Consider the following 17,926-nt stretch of genomic DNA (forward strand, 5'->3'; position numbering starts at 1 on the left):
GGTTTTTTCGTTGTATTGAGCAGTAAGAAACGATTTTCCAAGAGTTGTTATCGGTTATAGACTCAACGTAAAGTAATTCTGTGGATATTTTAACCATGAGCGACGTAATCAAAAAGTTCCTGAAGCTGGAGGCCGCCTCCGGAATTATTCTGATCATGGCGGCCATGCTGGCAATGATATTGGCCAATTCCGGCTTCTCTGGCAGCTACCAGGCCTTCCTCGATACGCCGGTGCAGGTACGCATTGCGGCACTGGACATCAACAAGCCATTGCTGCTCTGGATCAACGATGGCTTCATGGCGATCTTCTTCCTGCTGGTCGGGCTAGAAGTGAAGCGCGAGATGCTGGAAGGAGCGCTCTCATCCCGAGTGCAGGCGACCTTTCCGGCCATCGCTGCGGTGGGCGGTATGCTGGCTCCGGCCCTGATCTACGCCTTCTTCAACTACTCGGATGAAGTGGCGCGCGCTGGCTGGGCGATTCCTGCCGCGACCGATATTGCCTTTGCCCTCGGGGTGATGGCGCTGCTCGGCAAGCGGGTGCCGGTGAGCCTCAAGGTATTCCTGCTGGCGCTGGCCATCATGGATGATCTGGGTGTCATCATCATCATCGCGCTGTTCTACACCCAGCAACTGTCGCTGGCAGCATTGACGGTCGGTATTCTGGCGACCCTGACGCTTTTCTGGATGAACCGCCGCGGCGAGGATCGGATCAGCCTCTACATGCTGGTTGGTCTGGTGCTCTGGGTGGCTGTGCTGAAATCCGGTGTCCATGCGACCCTGGCAGGCGTGGTGGTTGGCTTTATGATCCCGCTTAACGGCAAGCGCTATGCCTCGCCGCTCAAGCATCTGGAGCATGCCCTGCACCCCTGGAGTGCCTACCTGATCCTGCCGCTGTTTGCCTTTGCCAACGCGGGGGTATCGCTGGAGGGGATCGGTCTCTCATCCCTGCTGAGCCCGGTACCCATGGGCATCATGCTGGGGCTGTTTATCGGCAAGCCGCTCGGGGTGTTCACCATCAGCTGGTTGTCGGTCAAGCTGGGTGTGGCGCAGTTGCCACCGGGAGTCAACTTCAAGCAGATCTTTGCGGTCAGCATCCTCTGCGGCATTGGTTTCACCATGTCGATGTTTATCGCATCGCTGGCATTCGAGCATGGTGGGCTGGATTACGGCAGCTACTCTCGCCTCGGTATTCTGGTGGGCTCAACCCTGGCGGCGGTAGTTGGTTATCTGGCCTTGCGATTGGCTCTTCCCAAGTGTGACGGGGATCAGAGTGCGGAGGGACTATGAAAAAACAGGTATGGCTGGCAGTAATGTTGCTAAGCCCGCTGGCATGGGCGGGCGGATTTGAGGATTGCAGGCAGGATGCCGCCTCGGCAAGCTGCTCTGCCTATCTCAACGGTGTGGTGGACAGCGCCGTGCTGCTGGGGGACAAGCAGGCCAAGGCCCGCTTTGGCGAGACCTTCTCCGAGCGGGCGCTGAGCAGCCGGGCAGGGGAGATGGTCAAGCGTTCCAACAAACGCTACTGCGGTGATCGCCAGCCCGACAAGGCGCGGCTCAAGGCTGACCTGATGGCGCAGTTCGGCGCGAACAAGGTTGACTCGGTCAGCGACATGTATGACATTCTGGCGGTTGAACTCAGCTGCTACCGGAGCCCGCGCCAGGCGGGAACCCCATCGGATGTCACACCTTAACTACAACCATCTCTACTATTTCTGGATGACGCAGAAGAAGGGCTCTGTCACTCAGGCGGCAGAAGCCCTTTTTTTGACCCCGCAGACTGTGACCGGCCAGATCAAGCTGCTGGAGCAGCGTTTGGGCGGCAAGCTACTCAAGCGCAAGGGGCGCACCCTTGAGGCCACCGAGCTGGGCCAGCTGGTGTTTCGCTACGCCGACAAGATGTTCAGCCTCTCCTACGAGATGCTCGATATCGTCAACTACCGCAAGGAGAGCCAGATCCTGTTCGACGTCGGCATCGCCGATGCCCTCTCCAAGCGTCTTGCCAGCCGTGTGCTGCTCTCAGTCATCCCCAACGATGGCTCCATCCACCTGCGTTGCTTCGAATCGACCCACGAGTTGCTGCTGGAGCAGCTGAGCGAGCACAAGCTAGACATGATCCTCTCCGACTGTCCGGTGGATTCGAGCCAGCATGCGGGCTTGCTCTCCAAGCGACTTGGTGGCTGTGGTGTCAGCTTCTTCTGTAAGGCGCCGCTGCCATCGCTCCCTTTTCCGGCCTGTCTTGAAGAGCGCAAGCTGCTTATTCCTGGGCGCCGCACCGCAATGGGGCGCCAGCTTACCCAGTGGTTTGAACAGCAGGGGGTCTCCCCCAGCATTCTTGGCGAGTTTGACGATGCGGCTCTGATGAAGGCGTTTGGCTTCTTCAATCAGGGTATCTTCATGGCTCCCACCATCTATCGGGAGGAGATCCTCGAGGGAGAGGGGGTGATGTTGCTGGGTGAGACCCAGGATCTGATGGAGGAGTACTACGTCATCTTCGCCGAGCGGATGATCCAGCATCCGGCGGTAAAACGGGTGTGCGAGAGTGATTTCACCTTCCTCTTTGCCGGGGAGGAGAACTTCTCCGCCATCCAGCCTGCGTCCCTGTCGTTTTAAAACGGCGCGTCACCACGTATCATCGGCGATGATTGGCAGAGGAGAGATGTGATGCAACTTGAAGAGATGGAAGCCAGTGCGGGTCAGGCGGTTGCCCTGCTCAAGGCGCTGGCCAACGAGCGGCGGCTCTTTATCCTGTGCCATCTGCTGGAGCGGGAGCTGTCGGTGGGGGAGCTCAACGAGCGGTTGGGATTGAGCCAGTCGGCCTTATCACAGCATTTGGCATTGCTGCGGCGCGATGAGCTGGTCAACACGCGAAAAGAGGCCCAGACGGTCTACTATTCGCTGCGCAGCCACGAGGTGCGCGAGATGATCACCTTGCTGCATCGGCTTTACTGCAGCGCAGATAAATAAAAAACCGGCACTAGGCCGGTTTTTTCAGCTTTTATCAGCAGAAGCTGATTAAGCCATAGCTTTGATCTGGGCAGACAGGCGGCTCTTGTGACGAGCAGCTTTGTTCTTGTGGATCAGGCCTTTGGTCGCCATACGATCCATGATCGGCTGAGCAACAGCGAAAGCGGCAGTCGCGGCAGCTTTGTCGCCAGAGGCGATAGCAGCGATGACTTTCTTCAGGTAGGTACGGGTCATGGAACGACGGCTGGCGTTGTGCTGACGGCGTTTCTCTGACTGAAGAGCGCGCTTCTTAGCAGATTTGATGTTAGCCAAGGTAAAACTCCTAAAACTGTCTTAGCGAGTGTATTGAAAAGGCCCGGAAATATGCCTTCCCAACCACATATTGTCAAATGATTTGTGCAAATAAACACCGCCCCCCGGTGGTGTGTCAGATGGGAGACGGTTAAACTGTCGGCCGATTCTAGCAGCATTCTTTTCATTCTGACAGTTCCAGAGGCCTCGTCTTGAGTAAGAAATTGATCAAATCCGGAATTATTGTGTCCGGAATGACGTTGGCATCCCGTGTGATGGGCTTGGTGCGCGATGTGGTCATCGCCAATCTGCTCGGTGCCGGGGTTGCCGCAGACGTCTTCTTCTTTGCCAATCGCATTCCCAACTTCCTGCGTCGTCTGTTCGCAGAAGGTGCCTTCAACCAGGCCTTTGTCCCCGTGATGACCGAGTACCGGAAAAAGGGGGACGAGAGTGAAGTTCGCGAACTGCTGGCTGCGGTGGCGGGGACTCTCGGCGGGATAGTGACTGTGGTGACCCTGCTCGGGGTGCTGGGCTCCGGCGTGCTGACCGCCCTGTTTGGTTGGGGCTGGTTCTGGGACTGGCTCCATGGCGGGCCGGCTGCCGAGAAGTTCGAGATGGCGAGCCTGATGCTCAAAATCACCTTCCCCTATCTCTGGTTCATCACCTTTACCGCCATGGCGGGGGCCATTCTCAATACTTTCGGTCGCTTCGGGGTCTCCTCCTTTACGCCGATCTTTCTCAACATCACCATGATCGCTGCCGCCTGGTGGATCTCGCCCTGGCTGGACGATCCCGAACTGGCGCTGGCCATCGGTGTCTTCCTCGGTGGTCTGGTACAGTTCCTGTTCCAGTTCCCGTTCCTGCGCCAGATCAACATGCTGGTGTGGCCCAAGTGGGGTTGGCACCATCCGGGGGTCGTGAAAATCCGCACCCTGATGATCCCGGCGCTGTTCGGGGTATCGGTCAGCCAGATCAACCTGTTGGTCAACACCATGCTTGCCTCGTTTCTGGCGACCGGTGCCATCAGCTACCTCTATTACTCGGATCGCTTGCTGGAATTCCCGCTCGGCATGTTCGGCGTAGCCATCAGTACCGTCATTCTGCCGGCATTGGCCAAGAAGCACGTGGATGCCGATCCGGCCGACTTCTCCCGCACCATGGACTGGGGGGTTCGGATGGTGATGCTGCTCGGTTTGCCCGCCATGGTGGGGATCGCCGTGCTGCGTGAGCCGATCCTGCGGGTGCTGTTCATGCGCGGCGAGTTCGGCTTGCATGAGGTGACCATGTCGAGCGCCAGCTTGCTGGCATCCACCTCCGGTTTGCTGTCGCTGATGTTAATCAAGGTGCTGGCGCCGGGTTACTACGCCCGTCAGGACACCAGGACACCGGTACGGATCGGGATGATCTCTATGGCCGCCAACATGGTCTGTAACCTCCTCTTCATCTATCCGCTCGGTTACGTGGGGCTGGCGCTCTCGACCGCCTGTTCGGGCACGCTGAACGCAGCCCTGCTGTTCAAGGGACTCCATCAGCAGAGCGTCTACCGGCCTTCCCGCCACACCGGGGTCTTTTGCCTCAAGTTGCTGACGGCGAGCCTGCTGATGGGGGGAGTTCTCCTCTACCTGTCGCCAGATCTGACCCAATGGGGAGCATGGAGCATGGGCAAGGCGAGCCTGCAGCTGACCATGTTGCTGGTGCTGGGTGGTGCCATCTATGCCGGAGTCCTGCTGGCACTGGGGATCCGGCCAAAAGATCTGAGAGCGGGTCGTGATGATTGACCCGCGTCCGAGGTCTGGAGGCGCCAAGTGAGTTGGCATTTTGGCCCCGAGAGCTGAAATCGGGGCCGCAACAGGGCTGACCCTGATGGCCGCCTGATATATAATCCGGCGATTTCGACAGCAGCAACGCACAAGGCAGCGATGGAGCTTATTCGCGGTATTCACAATCTCAAGCCCCGTCACCGGGGATGTGTATTGACCATTGGCAACTTTGATGGGGTTCATCAGGGTCACCATGCGGTACTGGCACGTCTCAGGGAGAAAGCGGCCCAGCTGGGATTGCCCGCCTGCGTCATGCTGTTCGAGCCGCAGCCGCTGGAGCTGTTTGCCGGTAGCGAGGCGCCGGCACGCCTGAGCCGCTTGCGCGAGAAGTATGAAGCGCTCAAGGGGCTGCAGATCGACCGCATGCTCTGCGTACGCTTCAGCCATCGCTTTGCCAGTCAGGCGGCTGCCACCTTCATCGAGCAGCTGCTGGTCGAGAAGCTTGGCGTGCGCTATCTGGTGGTCGGCGACGATTTTCGCTTCGGCAGGGGGCGGGAAGGAGACTTCCACCTGCTGGAGACGGCGGGCCAGCGCTTCGGTTTCGAGGTGATCAGCACCCAGAGCTTCCAGCTATCCCGTCAGCGGGTCAGCAGCACCCTAGTGCGCGAGGCGCTCAAGGCGGGCCGCATGGCGGAGGTTGAGCTGATGCTCGGCCGTCCTTATGCCATCAGCGGCCGGGTGGCCCACGGCGACAAGCTGGGGCGCACCATAGGTTTTCCCACCGCCAATCTGGCCCTCAAGCGTCAGGTAATCCCGGTCGGTGGCGTGTTTGCGGTGGAAGTGATATGTTCCGGCAAGACCTTCCCCGGTGTAGCCAATGTGGGTGTACGGCCGACCTTGAGCGGTACACAAGCCAGATTGGAAGTACATCTGTTTGATTTTTCTGGTGACCTTTACGGTCAACAGGTCAAGGTGCTGCTTCGCCACAAGCTGCGCGAAGAGCAGAAATTTGACTCTTTCTCTGCCTTGAAAGAGCAGATCGAACGAGATGCCCTGGCGGCCCGAGCCTGGTTCGGGCTGCCGCAATTTCATTTACCCAGCACTCTTTTAGAAAAGAAGGGAACCCAGGACTGATGAGCGACTATAAACACACCCTGAATCTTCCGGAAACCGAGTTTCCGATGCGTGGCGATCTGGCCAAGCGCGAACCCAACATGCTGAAACGTTGGTACGATCAGGATCTCTACGGCGCTATTCGCCGCGCCAAAGCGGGCAAGCCTTCTTTCATTCTGCACGATGGCCCCCCCTATGCGAACGGCAACATTCACATCGGTCACTCGGTCAACAAGATCCTCAAAGACATCATCATCAAGTCCAAGGGCCTCTCTGGCTTCGATTCCCCCTATGTGCCGGGTTGGGATTGCCACGGTCTGCCTATCGAACTGAAAGTAGAAGGCATGGTCGGCAAGCCGGGCGAGAAGGTTTCCGCTGCCGAATTCCGCGCCGAGTGCCGCAAATACGCCAAGACCCAGATCGAAGCGCAGAAGACCGACTTCATCCGTCTGGGCGTGCTGGGTGACTGGGAACATCCCTACCTGACCATGGATTTTGGCACCGAAGCCAACATCATCCGCTCCATGGCCAAGATTGTTGAAAACGGCCACCTGCATAAAGGCTCCAAGCCGGTGCACTGGTGTACCGATTGCGGCTCCGCGCTGGCTGAAGCCGAGGTTGAGTACTACGACAAGAACTCCCCCTCCATCGACGTGCGCTTCAAGGCCGTCGACGAGGCCGCTGTTGCCGCCAAGTTTGACTGCGCCGAAGGCCACACCGGCAAAGGCACCCTCTCTGCCGTGATCTGGACCACTACCCCGTGGACCTTGCCGGCCAACCGCGCCATCGCCATGCACGCCGATCTGGACTACGCACTGGTTCAGGTTGAAGGGGAGAACCCCGAGCGTCTGATCCTGGCCGCCGAGCTGGTCAAGGATGTGATGGATCGCGCCGGTATCGAGCACTACCACAACCTGGGCTACGCCAAAGGTGCGGCTCTGGAGCTGCTGCGCTTCAACCACCCCTTCTACAGCTTTGATGTGCCGGTGGTACTGGGCGATCACGTCACTCTGGATGCCGGTACCGGTGCCGTTCACACCGCCCCTGGCCACGGTCAGGAAGACTTCGTAGTCGGTCAGAAGTACGGTCTGGAAGTGGCCAACCCGGTTGGCAGCAACGGCGTCTATCTGCCGGATACCGAACTGTTTGCCGGCCAGCACGTATTCAAGGCCAACGCAGCGGTCGTCGAGGTATTGACCGAGCGTGGCGCCCTGCTGCACCACAAGGTGTTCAACCACTCCTATCCGCACTGCTGGCGTCACAAGACCCCGATCATCTTCCGTGCCACCCCGCAGTGGTTCATCAGCATGGAGCAGAAGGGTCTGCGCAAGCGTGCTCTTGAAGAGATCGAGCGTATCGAGAAAGAGGGCATTGCCCAGCACGGTCAGAGCGGCTGGGTGCCGGCCTGGGGTAAAAACCGCATTCAGGCGATGGTCGAGAATCGTCCGGACTGGTGTATCTCCCGTCAGCGTACCTGGGGCGTACCCATCTCCCTGTTCGTTCACAAGGAGACGCAGGCACTGCATCCGGAATCTGTCCGTCTGATGGAAGAGGTGGCCAAGCGGGTCGAGCAGTCCGGCATCCAGGCCTGGTGGGATCTGGACAAGGCCGAGCTGCTGGGCGCCGATGCCGACAATTACGAGAAAGTGCCTGACACTCTCGATGTCTGGTTTGACTCCGGTTCTACCCATGCCTCCGTGGTCGATGCCCGTCCCGAGTTCAACGGCAAGCCGGCCGACATGTATCTGGAAGGTTCTGACCAGCACCGTGGCTGGTTCATGTCCTCCCTGATGATCGGCGTGGCCATGAAAGACAAGGCTCCCTACAACCAGGTGCTGACTCACGGCTTCACCGTGGATGGTCAGGGTCGCAAGATGTCCAAGTCCATCGGCAACGTGGTCAGCCCGCAAGACGTAATGAACAAGCTGGGTGCCGACATCCTGCGTCTTTGGGTAGCGAGCACTGACTACACTGGCGAGATGACCGTCTCCGACGAGATCCTCAAGCGCTCTGCCGATGCTTATCGTCGTATTCGCAACACTGCCCGTTTCCTGCTGGCCAACCTGAACGGCTTCAATCCGGCGACCGATATGGTGGCGCCTGCCGACATGGTAGTGGTGGATCGCTGGGCTGTCGGTCGTGCCAAAGCGGTACAGGCCGAGATCGTGGCTGCGTTCGACGAGTACAACTTCCACGGCGTGACCCAGAAGCTGATGCAGTTCTGCTCCATCGAGATGGGCTCCTTCTATCTGGATGTCATCAAGGACCGCCAGTACACCGCCAAGGCCGACAGCTTGGCCCGTCGCTCCTGCCAGACTGCCCTCTATCACATCGCCGAAGCCATGGTGCGCTGGATGGCGCCGATCATGAGTTTCACCGCCGATGAGATCTGGGCCCTGCTGCCGGGCGAGCGCGGTGAGTTCGTCTTCACCGAGGAGTGGTACGATGGCCTATTCGGGCTGGAAGCGGGCGAAGTGCTGAACGACGAGTTCTGGGCCGAGATCCTCACCGTACGCGGTGAAGTGAACAAGGCGCTGGAAGTGGCTCGTGGCGAGAAGCGCATCGGCGGCTCCCTGCAGGCCGAACTGACCCTGTTCGCCAAGCCGGAGCTGGCTGCGCGTCTGAACGCGCTGGCCGATGAGCTGCGCTTCGTGCTGCTCACCTCCAAGGCCAAGGTAGTCAGCGTCGATGCCGCACCGGCAGATGCCGTGGCGACCGAGCGCGATGACCTGTGGCTGAGCGTTGCCCAGTCTGTCGCCGCCAAGTGCGACCGCTGCTGGCACCACGTAGAGGACGTGGGCACCATTGCGGGTCACGAAGAGATCTGTGGCCGCTGCGTCACCAACGTCGAGGGTGACGGCGAAACGCGTCAATTTGCCTGATGAACATGACTCAACATAAAAGCGGCCTGCGTTGGCTGTGGCTGGCGGTGCTGGCCTTTGTTCTGGACCAGGCGAGCAAGCTCGCCGTGGTCAAGTTGCTGCCATTTGGTTATCCGGGGGTGGAGATCACCCCCTTCTTCAACCTGGTTCATGTCTACAACAAGGGCGCTGCTTTCAGCTTCCTGGCTGATCAGGGGGGCTGGCAGCGCTGGTTCTTTGCCCTGCTCGCTTTTGCCATCTGTGGATTGCTGATCCACTGGTTGCGCAAGCAGTCGGTTGCTCAGCGCTGGAGCGGCATCGCCTATTCGCTGATCATTGGCGGTGCCCTCGGCAACGTCTTTGATCGACTGGTGCTGGGCCATGTGGTCGATTTCCTCGACTTTTACTGGCAGCGTGCGCATTGGCCGGCATTCAATCTTGCCGACAGCTTCATCTTTATCGGGGCTGCCATGATCGTGCTGGATGGCTTTCGTGGCGAGAAAAAGGAGCAGGCATGAGCCAGCAGATCACCGCTGACAGCAGCGTGCTGTTTCACTTCACCATCAAGCTGGAAGATGACTCGGTGGCCGACAGCACGGCGCTGCACGGTAAACCGGCCCGTCTGCGGATGGGCGATGGCAGTCTGACGCCAAGCTTCGAGCAGTGCCTGCTGGGGCTGCGCGAAGGGGAGAGCAAGAGCTTTACGCTGGCGCCGGAGGAGGCCTTTGGTCTCTCCAACCCCGACAACATCTACCATCTGGATCGCGCCAAGTTTGGCGCCGATGTAGAGCCCAAGGTCGGCACCATCATCCTGTTCGACCAGCCCAACGGCAGCGAGCTGCCGGGGATCATCCGGGCGGTGGAAGGGATGTCGGTCACGGTCGATTTCAACCACCCCCTGGCCGGTCACACCGTCACCTTCGAGGTGGAGATCCTGGGGGTTGATGACGAGGAGAAGGTTCACTGATGGATATTCTGCTGGCTAACCCCCGTGGCTTCTGCGCCGGTGTCGACCGTGCCATCAGCATCGTCGAGAGTGCGCTGGAGAAGTTCGGTGCTCCCATCTATGTCCGTCATGAAGTGGTGCACAACCGCTACGTGGTGAACAAGCTGAAAGATGCGGGCGCCGTCTTCGTCGAAGAGCTGGACGAGGTACCGGACGACAGCATCGTTATCTTCTCCGCCCACGGCGTCTCCAAGGCGGTGCGCGAGATGGCCAAGTCCCGCGCCCTCAAGGTATTCGATGCAACCTGTCCGCTGGTGACCAAGGTTCACATGGAAGTCCATCGCGCCAGTCGCAAGGGCTCCGAAGCCGTGCTTATCGGTCATGCCGGCCACCCCGAGGTGATCGGCACCATGGGTCAGTACGAGAACCGTGAGGGTGGCATGTATCTGGTGGAGACGCCGGACGATGTGGCCAAACTCAAGGTGAAGAACCCGGATGACCTCTGTTTCGTCACCCAGACCACCCTGAGTGTGGATGAGACCTCGGACGTGATCGATGCGCTGCGCAAGCACTTCCCCAACATTCAGGGGCCGCGCAAGGATGACATCTGCTACGCCACCCAGAACCGTCAGGATGCGGTGCGGGAGATGGCGGGGCTAGTGGAAGCCATGCTGGTGGTGGGGTCACGCAACTCCTCCAACTCCAACCGTCTGCGGGAGCTGGCCGAGAAGGTGGGGGCCAAGGCCTACCTCATCGACGACGCCTCCATGATCGAGGCCGACTGGCTGGCAGGGGTCAAGGCGATTGGCGTCACTGCCGGAGCCTCCGCCCCCGAGGTGCTGGTGCAATCCGTCATTACTCGCCTGCGCGAGCTGGGCGGCAAGGTGGTCGCCGAGCATCCCGGTCGCGAAGAGAACGTGGTGTTTGAAGTACCGCCGGAACTTAGAATCATTTGAGTGACGCCAGCAAGGCTTAAGAATAAAGTGCAATGATATTGACGCCGGGTTTGTTCTAGTGACAGGCTCGGCGTTAAACTTATGAAGCAGTCTGTCACCAAGGATGGGATATGATTGGATACTTTCGTGGCTTTTCTCTTATTGAGTTGATGGTTGTTGTCGCCATTGTGGCGATCCTTGGCACCATCGCTTATCCCGCCTATCAGCAATATTTGCTGACCAGTCATCGTGTCGATGCGAAAAAGATGCTGCTTGATGCCGCCAACCGGCAAGAGAGCTATTTTATGGACTTCAATCAGTACGCCTCTTCGGCGTCGGCACTCAATATCTCTGACAATTCAGATTCCGGTTTTTACCATCTGGTTATTTCTGCTGCCGCTAATACCTATACCCTGACTGCGACAGCCTCAGGTGCACAGGGCTCTGACCGAGACTGCATTATTTTCTCTATCGACCAAAATGGCACCAAGAGCGCAAAAAATATCAGCAATGCAACCAACAATAATTGCTGGAACTAGGTCATGAAACGCACAGGTTTTGATAGTGTGCCCTCCGGTTTCAGCCTGCTTGAAGTGATGATTGCTGCTGTTGTGCTCTCTTTTGGTCTGCTGGGGCTGGTCGCCATGCAGGCGCAATCCAAATTCGCAGGATATGAGGCGAGACAGCGCACCATAGCCAGCTGGTTGGCGAACGACATGGTGGAGCGGATCAAGGTCAATCGGGCTATCTGGGAGGCGCAATCCAGTAATACCTGGATCGTCAGTTCGAGTACATCATCGCTACCATCCTGTGCCAATGCTGATGGCACCATGAGCAACTGCAGTGATGCCAATATGCTGGCGCTCGATCTCTACTACTGGCGTCAGTCCCTGATAGGTAGTGCCGCATCGGGTGCTGGCTCCACGCTCAACAATCCTGTCGGTTGCATCATCAAGGGGGCGAGTGACTCGCTGACCGTGGCCATTTTCTGGGCTGGTCGCAAGGCCTCCCATGATGGTTCAAGTGCTATCGCATCAGCCACAACCAATGCTTGCGGCATATCCGGGGTCGACTTGACGAGGCGTCAATACGTATTGACGACCACCTTATGAATAGCCGTGGTTTTACCTTGGTGGAATGGCTGATTGCTATGGTGATCGGTGTTTTTCTGCTAGGTGGTGTGCTGAGTGTGTTCGTTGCTTCCAGAACGACTTCTGAAGATGCGTTTGACCAGAGCGAGTTGCAGGAAAACGGGCGATTGGCGATGCGTCTGATAGCTCAGGATCTCAAGTGGGCCGGTTTTTGGGGCGATTATACCGGTATGCCGATGCAGCTGAACTCAGGGGTAACGATAACTTCTGGTGCTGTTATTACTTCTAGCAAAGATTGCTTGGATGAGCGTGGTGAAGGAAGTTTCCCATCAGCATCCGCACCAGTACGTGGTGTATGGGCGACACATATTGATGCCAACAAGCTGATCACAGGCAATGCATTCAGCTGTATTGCATCGGCCAACAGGGTTGCGAATTCAGACATCATCAGCATCAAGCGGTTGATAGGTTTCCCCTTGGCAGACAGTGCACTCTCTGCAAATAGGTTCTATATGGCAACGACGCCTCAGTCTGCTGTTATATTTCGCGGCAATGAAGCCCCTCCTGATAATACTGCTATGCCAAATAGACAGTTATGGGAGTACCAGCATTACATCTACCATATTGTGGATAACAGTGGAGTCCCTGAATTACACAAGCGCATGCTGACTGCCAACGATGGATCATGGGATATATCTGGCGCACTTGCACAAGGTATAGAAAAAATAACTTTGCTATACGGTGTAGATGCCAGTCCAGTTCAGGATGGGCGAATAGACAAATATGTGTCAATCAGTTCTGTTGCCAGTAATGAATGGAATGAAGGACGTGTCATTGCAGCACGTCTGTTTATTCTTGTTCGCTCTCTGCAAGCTTCATCAAAATATGTAAATAACAACACATATCAGGTTGGTAATATTCAGGTCGCCGGTAGCGGTGATGGTTTTCGGCGATTGCTTCTGGAGACATCCATTGCATTGCGTAACCCTGCTGCCATTGCTGGAGGTGGCAAATGAGACGAGCCAGAGGCGTTGCGTTGATCGTGGCTTTGGTCATCCTGGTACCACTGACCCTGATTGCAGTCGTGATGATGCAGTCCAGTGGTGTGGATCTCAAAATGGCGGGGGCTGCTGCCAGTTTGCAGCAGGCCGAGCATCGGATTGAAGGGATGATAGAGAGCGCATTATTGCAAGCTGGTCTGTCGAGCAAGATTGCGACTATGGGGGCCAGTTCTGCAATCTCGGTTAATGGAAATACGGTCAATATGGAACGGCGTGGTGAAAGCGTCTGCAAGCGGAAAGTGGATGCCAGTAGCCAGAATGTTATCCCTTCTTGTCGTTATGTTGAGCTGCAGGCTGCAGCAACATATGGCAAGAACAGTCGTGCAATGAATTGGACTGCTGGGGTAGAGCAACCCCTGTTAAAGGCGGAATAGGAGCATAGGATATGCGCGAACATGGACGAGCCTTGCTGCTTTGCACCGTAATGGCCGCCATGCCGGTCTTGGCAAGCAGCAGTTATTCTGATGACACCGAGCTGTTTATTTATGATTTTTCAAAAGCAGGTGACTTCAGACCCAAAATCCTGGTTATCTTTGATAACTCAGGAAGTATGCGCGAGACCATGTATGTCGGGGAAGATTATGACAAAAATAAAACATATCCGCCTCTTGATGATGACCCAGATATAGGGGGCGACAAAAAATATATTTATTTTTCTACTGATGGCTCGATACCTTCGATAACAAGTAACCAGCGATTCTCAGATAAAATAAATGCATGCGCATCATCCAAGATACCATTATCTACAGTCGGCTTCTTCCAGTCACAGGTATGGAGATATCGTTACTCAAGTTATTCAGGTGGCTTGCCTCGACAAGGAACATGGGAAACCGTATCTGGTCGAACAGAATCAGACTTTACTCTGATTGATTGTAAGCAGGATATTTCTGCCCGAAATCAAAGTAATCCATATTCTGGCACTGGTTTGCTAGTTGGAGGAATTACCAGTGGTTACCCAGTAAATAAATCATCCAACAGTAGTGGGTTATGGTATTATACAACAAATATAAATAGCGTGGCCTCTGGTAGTAATACATCCGTGACTCTGTATAGTGCTAACTATATTAGATGGTATTATGGGCCGACTAGTCCAAGACTTAAATCTCGACTACAAGTGGCAAAAGATGCAGTGAAGGGGCTGATATCTTCAACACCCGGTGTAGACTTTGGCTTGGCGGTATATAACTATAATGACAGTGATGGTTCGAAAAGTGGTGGGCGTATCGTACGTCGAATTCTGAGTAACGATACCGATATGGGTAATGGTGTTACGGCGGAAAACAATATATTGTCGACCATAGACAGCTTGGGGGCAGAAACCAATACACCATTATGTGAAACGCTCTATGAGGCATATCGTTTTTTTGGTGGCCAAGAAGTTTATTTTGGAGATGATGATGATGCACGTACACCAACCCGAGATAAATTGGCTGAATATCCTGTCGATACATATAAAGCGCCTTATGATAAATGCTCAAATAACGGTTATGTAATTTACATTACGGATGGTGAGCCGACACAAGATACAAATGCAAACTCGCTTGTTCAGGGGTTGATCAGCACCTTGAATCCGACTGAAAAGGCTGCGTATGGTACAACCGTTGGTTATGGTACTAGGGGCAGCACCAGTTATCTGGCTGCTCTTGCTGGGTATATGAAGAACAAGGATGTGAATCCTGGTTCATCTGGTATTCAGACTGTGACCACCTTTACTGTCGGGTTCGGAGATGATGCTGTTAGTGGTGCGGGTAACCTGTTAGCGGAAACAGCTCGTCGTGGTGGCGGACTATATTATCCTGCGACCAGTGCTGAAGCACTCAGTCAGGCGCTGAAGTCATCTTTACTTGCCATATTGCGCATCAATACCTCTCTGGTATCTCCGGCTATTGCAACAAATAACTTTGACCGAACCAGAAGTCTTAATAATATTTACTATGCCATGTTTGAACCTGATACGGGTCCGCGATGGAAAGGTAATCTGAAAAAGCTGGTCTTGTCTGACAAGGGATATGTAGTTGATACCACTACATTACCGGCGATAAAGAGTGATGGCACAATTCTGGAGGGGGCCAGAACTTTTTGGTCATCAGAGGATGACGGTAATCTGGTTGCAAAAGGTGGTGTGCAGGAGATGCTTGCCGATAAAAGTAACCGCAATCTTTATCTCATCAATGACAAGGCATCTCCCAAGCGCCTTGACAGCTTTACACGCAGCAACGCCCAGACAATGGCTGGCAGTGCTGAGGCGCTACGTTCACTGATGCAGTTATCTGACGTCTCTGAACTGGATAATATGTTCAGCTGGATTACTGGTAGTGATGTCGACAACGAAGATAACGACAGCAGTACGACAATCAGGAAATATATATTGGGTGATCCCCTGCACTCCAGACCTTTAGTCATCAACTACGGTTGTACTATTGCACAAGGACAGACTAGTTGTACCCCGGACTTGCGTATTATCATGGGAACCAATGCCGGTTTTCTGCATATGTTCAAGGATCTTGGTTCATCTGTTGATGAAACCTGGGCCATGATGCCCTATCCGCTGTTAGCCACTCAAAAAGCATTACGGCAAAATAGTGAATCATCTGCTCACGTATTTGGTGTCGACTCCTCTCCCGTAGCACTCATCAAAGATGCTAACCAAAATGGGGTGATAAAAGCATCAGAGGGTGATTATGTCTGGATGTTTGTCGGATTGCGTAGTGGCGGTAAAAACTATTATGCCTTTGATGTCACAAATCCCGATGCACCAACACTGAAGTGGTCTATTACACCCGACTCGGGTGGTTTTTCGCAGTTGGGGCAGACCTGGTCTGTCCCTGAAGTGGCATTTGTTCCCGGCGTTACCGATCCGGTAGTAATCTTTGCCGGTGGTTATGATCTGAATAAAAGTACTCTCGGGCTGGGTAGTTCTGATAGTAGTGGTGCGGGTATTTATATAGTGAATGCCAATACTGGTGGGCTGATATACAGTGCAACGCCAGCTGCCAACAGTACGACAAACCTGCAAGTCAGCACCATGCTGGACAGTATGCCTGGTAGTGTGGCGACTCTTGATAGTGATGGCGATGGCAAAGTCGACCGTATTTATGCCAGCGATACTGGCGGAAATATCTGGCGAATGGATTTGCCAGGAACCAATAAAACAGATTGGAGTGTATTCAAATTTGCCAGTCTGGGTTCCGACACACAGCAAAGTGAAGATCGGCGCTTCTTCACTCAACCTGTATTGGTAAGAACAATCAATAAGGGGTGGGAAGTAAAAAATAGCCAGTATGTTTATAGCGAACGCCCCTTCGATGCGGTCTTGATTGGTTCTGGCGACCGTAATCGCCCATCATCAGAATCGACCGTCAGCAATGCCTATTTCATGCTGCGGGACTATCAGGTTGTACCCAAATCCTACCGCACCGTCACTCCTCCATCGGCGATCACTATTGATCAACTCTACGATGTAACAACTGACCCCTTCCTCGGTAAAACGGATACGCAGATATTGGCGATCAAGAAAACCCTGACCAGCAAGATGGGGTGGAAATATTGGCTGGATGAAACGGGAGAAAAGTCGATGGGGGCTGGTGTTGTCCTTCAGGGCAAACTTTATTTCACCTCCTTCCTGCCGCAGGTCCAATCTTTTGAGGAGTGTACCATTCAGTCGATAGGTGCCATGCGGCAATACATGGTCGATATGCACTATGGCACTTCGTTCCGCTATACGGTTGATCAGGCTGGTAATCAGTCTCCGGAACGCTATATCGAGGTCAATAATAAAGTGGCTGATGACCTCGTGGTACATGCTGGTGATGATGCCAAGATCCGTATTATCGGTGGTGCTCCGGGTGAAGAGGTTATTCTGAAAGATGACGGGAATAATCAACCTACCCGCTGTACCGGGGCCGGGCAATGTTCAGAGGGGGCCGATGAGGCCGAAATGGATATGACTCCCAAGAAGATATACCTCTACGAGGATGAACCCCAATGAGAGTGAGTATGCTGTTGTTGACTCTGCTGGGCGTTAGCTGTGCCCATGCAGCGGTAGACCGTAAGTGCTATGTCGAACTGGAGAATGGGGCGAATGTTGTATTGCAGGGCGCTATTGCGGATAACAAAAAGCCTGAGATTGCCTTTCAGGAGAAGGGGTTTGAGATAAACGGGCAGCTGTTGATGGTGAGGAAAGTGCTGGAATGTCAGCCTGTTGATCGACCTTTCACTCTCGAGTCCGCCCGAAAACAAGAGAAAGAGCAGCCAAGATAGCAGTAGTACATGATGATTGACTCAAGGACAGATTGTTGTGGTGTCTGTTCTGCTACTGCGGCCAGAAACGGCAATAACCAGGTCAATCTCCGGTTCTTGGCTCACACAGACTTTAATGGTCATATTGGTGCCCAGGCTGGTACCGTCTGGAGCAAACAGAACCCGGGTTCTGGTGGAAGTGATGGCTGCGTTGGATGAAAAGGTTGGGGTACGTGCCAACTCTGTTTCACCGTTATCAAGTTGGGAGTTGTTATTGGTATCGGCAAATACCAAGAACTGTGTTGAATTGCTGGAAACACACTGGCTTGTGTTGTTGATTAGACATGCGCTTACGGTTTGCTGTTCACTGATTGCTTCGTTACGCGCGAAGCGCAGGTGTTTCATCAACCGCTCACTTTCATAGTTGGCGGTGTTCTCTTTGAGCAGGTCACTTAGGGCAGGGATACCAATGGCAAGTAGTATGACCCCCAATGCAATGGCGATCATCAGCTCCAGCAAGGTAAATCCGCGTTGTTTCATGGTGGCCTGAGGTGTGTCGTTCCGTGACTATCTACAGCTTATCCTTACTGCCGATGGCTGTCACATGGTTACACCAGTCTTGAACTGGCAGATCGCCCCCCTTTTCTTTATCATTCCCCATCATTT

18 protein-coding genes are annotated in these 17,926 nt (G+C 54.9%); 16 read left to right on the forward strand and 2 right to left on the reverse strand.

The features are described 5' to 3' along the window. The first annotated feature begins 95 nt into the window (after positions 1–95). The 4 genes from nhaA to I6L40_RS05560 are packed head-to-tail and all read left to right on the forward strand — an operon-like array spanning position 96 to position 2,963. Positions 96–1,286 carry a Na+/H+ antiporter NhaA gene (nhaA, locus tag I6L40_RS05545; protein WP_071913569.1) on the forward strand — a complete coding sequence of 397 codons (1,191 nt, stop codon included), beginning with the start codon at positions 96–98 and terminating at the stop codon, positions 1,284–1,286. Beyond that, complete coding sequence (locus tag I6L40_RS05550) at positions 1,283–1,690, forward strand: hypothetical protein (RefSeq protein WP_216995101.1); 408 nt, start codon at positions 1,283–1,285, stop codon at positions 1,688–1,690. Before nhaA ends, I6L40_RS05550 begins: the two co-directional genes overlap by 4 nt. Then, the gene (nhaR, locus tag I6L40_RS05555; RefSeq protein ID WP_042030739.1) at positions 1,677–2,609 is read left to right on the forward strand and encodes a transcriptional activator NhaR; all 933 of its coding nucleotides are present in this window, start codon (positions 1,677–1,679) and stop codon (positions 2,607–2,609) included. Before I6L40_RS05550 ends, nhaR begins: the two co-directional genes overlap by 14 nt. A gap of 51 nt (positions 2,610–2,660) precedes the next feature. Beyond that, a complete protein-coding gene (locus tag I6L40_RS05560) occupies positions 2,661–2,963 on the forward strand; it encodes a metalloregulator ArsR/SmtB family transcription factor (protein WP_033114073.1) in 303 nt (100 codons plus the stop codon). 48 nt (positions 2,964–3,011) lie between these two features. On the opposite strand, the gene rpsT is transcribed toward I6L40_RS05560, so the two are convergent. Next, the gene (gene rpsT / locus I6L40_RS05565; protein ID WP_005308808.1) at positions 3,012–3,275 is read right to left on the reverse strand and encodes a 30S ribosomal protein S20; all 264 of its coding nucleotides are present in this window, start codon (positions 3,273–3,275) and stop codon (positions 3,012–3,014) included. A 191-nt stretch (positions 3,276–3,466) separates the two neighbouring features. Between rpsT and murJ the strand changes: the two genes are divergently transcribed. From murJ to tapY2, 12 genes are all read left to right on the forward strand, one after another. Continuing rightward, on the forward strand, positions 3,467–5,032 hold the full coding sequence (gene murJ, locus I6L40_RS05570; protein WP_104016036.1) for a murein biosynthesis integral membrane protein MurJ: 1,566 nt from the start codon (positions 3,467–3,469) through the stop codon (positions 5,030–5,032). A gap of 141 nt (positions 5,033–5,173) precedes the next feature. Continuing rightward, a complete protein-coding gene (gene ribF / locus I6L40_RS05575; RefSeq protein ID WP_216995102.1) occupies positions 5,174–6,148 on the forward strand; it encodes a bifunctional riboflavin kinase/FAD synthetase in 975 nt (324 codons plus the stop codon). Next, positions 6,148–9,009 (forward strand): isoleucine--tRNA ligase, encoded by a 2,862-nt coding sequence (ileS, locus tag I6L40_RS05580; RefSeq protein ID WP_216995103.1) that lies wholly within the window; start codon positions 6,148–6,150, stop codon positions 9,007–9,009. The genes ribF and ileS overlap by 1 nt, the downstream gene beginning before the upstream one ends. Continuing rightward, positions 9,009–9,506 (forward strand): signal peptidase II, encoded by a 498-nt coding sequence (lspA, locus tag I6L40_RS05585; protein WP_156853903.1) that lies wholly within the window; start codon positions 9,009–9,011, stop codon positions 9,504–9,506. Before ileS ends, lspA begins: the two co-directional genes overlap by 1 nt. Then, positions 9,503–9,955, forward strand: coding sequence for an FKBP-type peptidyl-prolyl cis-trans isomerase (gene fkpB, locus I6L40_RS05590; protein ID WP_042030732.1), 453 nt, complete (start codon positions 9,503–9,505; stop codon positions 9,953–9,955). Before lspA ends, fkpB begins: the two co-directional genes overlap by 4 nt. After that, complete coding sequence (gene ispH / locus I6L40_RS05595; RefSeq protein WP_216995104.1) at positions 9,955–10,890, forward strand: 4-hydroxy-3-methylbut-2-enyl diphosphate reductase; 936 nt, start codon at positions 9,955–9,957, stop codon at positions 10,888–10,890. Before fkpB ends, ispH begins: the two co-directional genes overlap by 1 nt. Before the next feature lie 110 nt (positions 10,891–11,000). Then, entirely contained in the window at positions 11,001–11,408 is a 408-nt protein-coding gene (gene tppA / locus I6L40_RS05600) for a type IVa pilus pseudopilin TppA (RefSeq protein ID WP_033114080.1), read from the forward strand. A 3-nt stretch (positions 11,409–11,411) separates the two neighbouring features. After that, positions 11,412–11,981, forward strand: coding sequence for a type IV pilus modification protein PilV (gene pilV, locus I6L40_RS05605; RefSeq protein WP_041209100.1), 570 nt, complete (start codon positions 11,412–11,414; stop codon positions 11,979–11,981). Continuing rightward, on the forward strand, positions 11,978–12,976 hold the full coding sequence (locus tag I6L40_RS05610; RefSeq protein WP_216995105.1) for a PilW family protein: 999 nt from the start codon (positions 11,978–11,980) through the stop codon (positions 12,974–12,976). Before pilV ends, I6L40_RS05610 begins: the two co-directional genes overlap by 4 nt. Next, positions 12,973–13,395, forward strand: a complete 423-nt coding sequence (locus tag I6L40_RS05615) for a PilX N-terminal domain-containing pilus assembly protein (RefSeq protein ID WP_041209101.1) — start codon at positions 12,973–12,975, stop codon at positions 13,393–13,395. Before I6L40_RS05610 ends, I6L40_RS05615 begins: the two co-directional genes overlap by 4 nt. Positions 13,396–13,406: 11 nt before the next feature. Further along, complete coding sequence (locus I6L40_RS05620) at positions 13,407–17,009, forward strand: pilus assembly protein (protein WP_216995106.1); 3,603 nt, start codon at positions 13,407–13,409, stop codon at positions 17,007–17,009. Between the two features lie 8 nt (positions 17,010–17,017). Further along, positions 17,018–17,281 (forward strand): type IVa secretion system protein TapY2, encoded by a 264-nt coding sequence (gene tapY2 / locus I6L40_RS05625; protein ID WP_302054915.1) that lies wholly within the window; start codon positions 17,018–17,020, stop codon positions 17,279–17,281. A 21-nt stretch (positions 17,282–17,302) separates the two neighbouring features. Here the strand turns inward: tapY2 and I6L40_RS05630 are convergent, their stop codons facing one another. After that, on the reverse strand, positions 17,303–17,800 hold the full coding sequence (locus I6L40_RS05630) for a GspH/FimT family pseudopilin (protein ID WP_043851171.1): 498 nt from the start codon (positions 17,798–17,800) through the stop codon (positions 17,303–17,305). Positions 17,801–17,926 lie beyond the last annotated feature (126 nt).

This window comes from Aeromonas sp. FDAARGOS 1410 (genome assembly GCF_019048745.1).
GTDB lineage: Bacteria > Pseudomonadota > Gammaproteobacteria > Enterobacterales > Aeromonadaceae > Aeromonas > Aeromonas jandaei.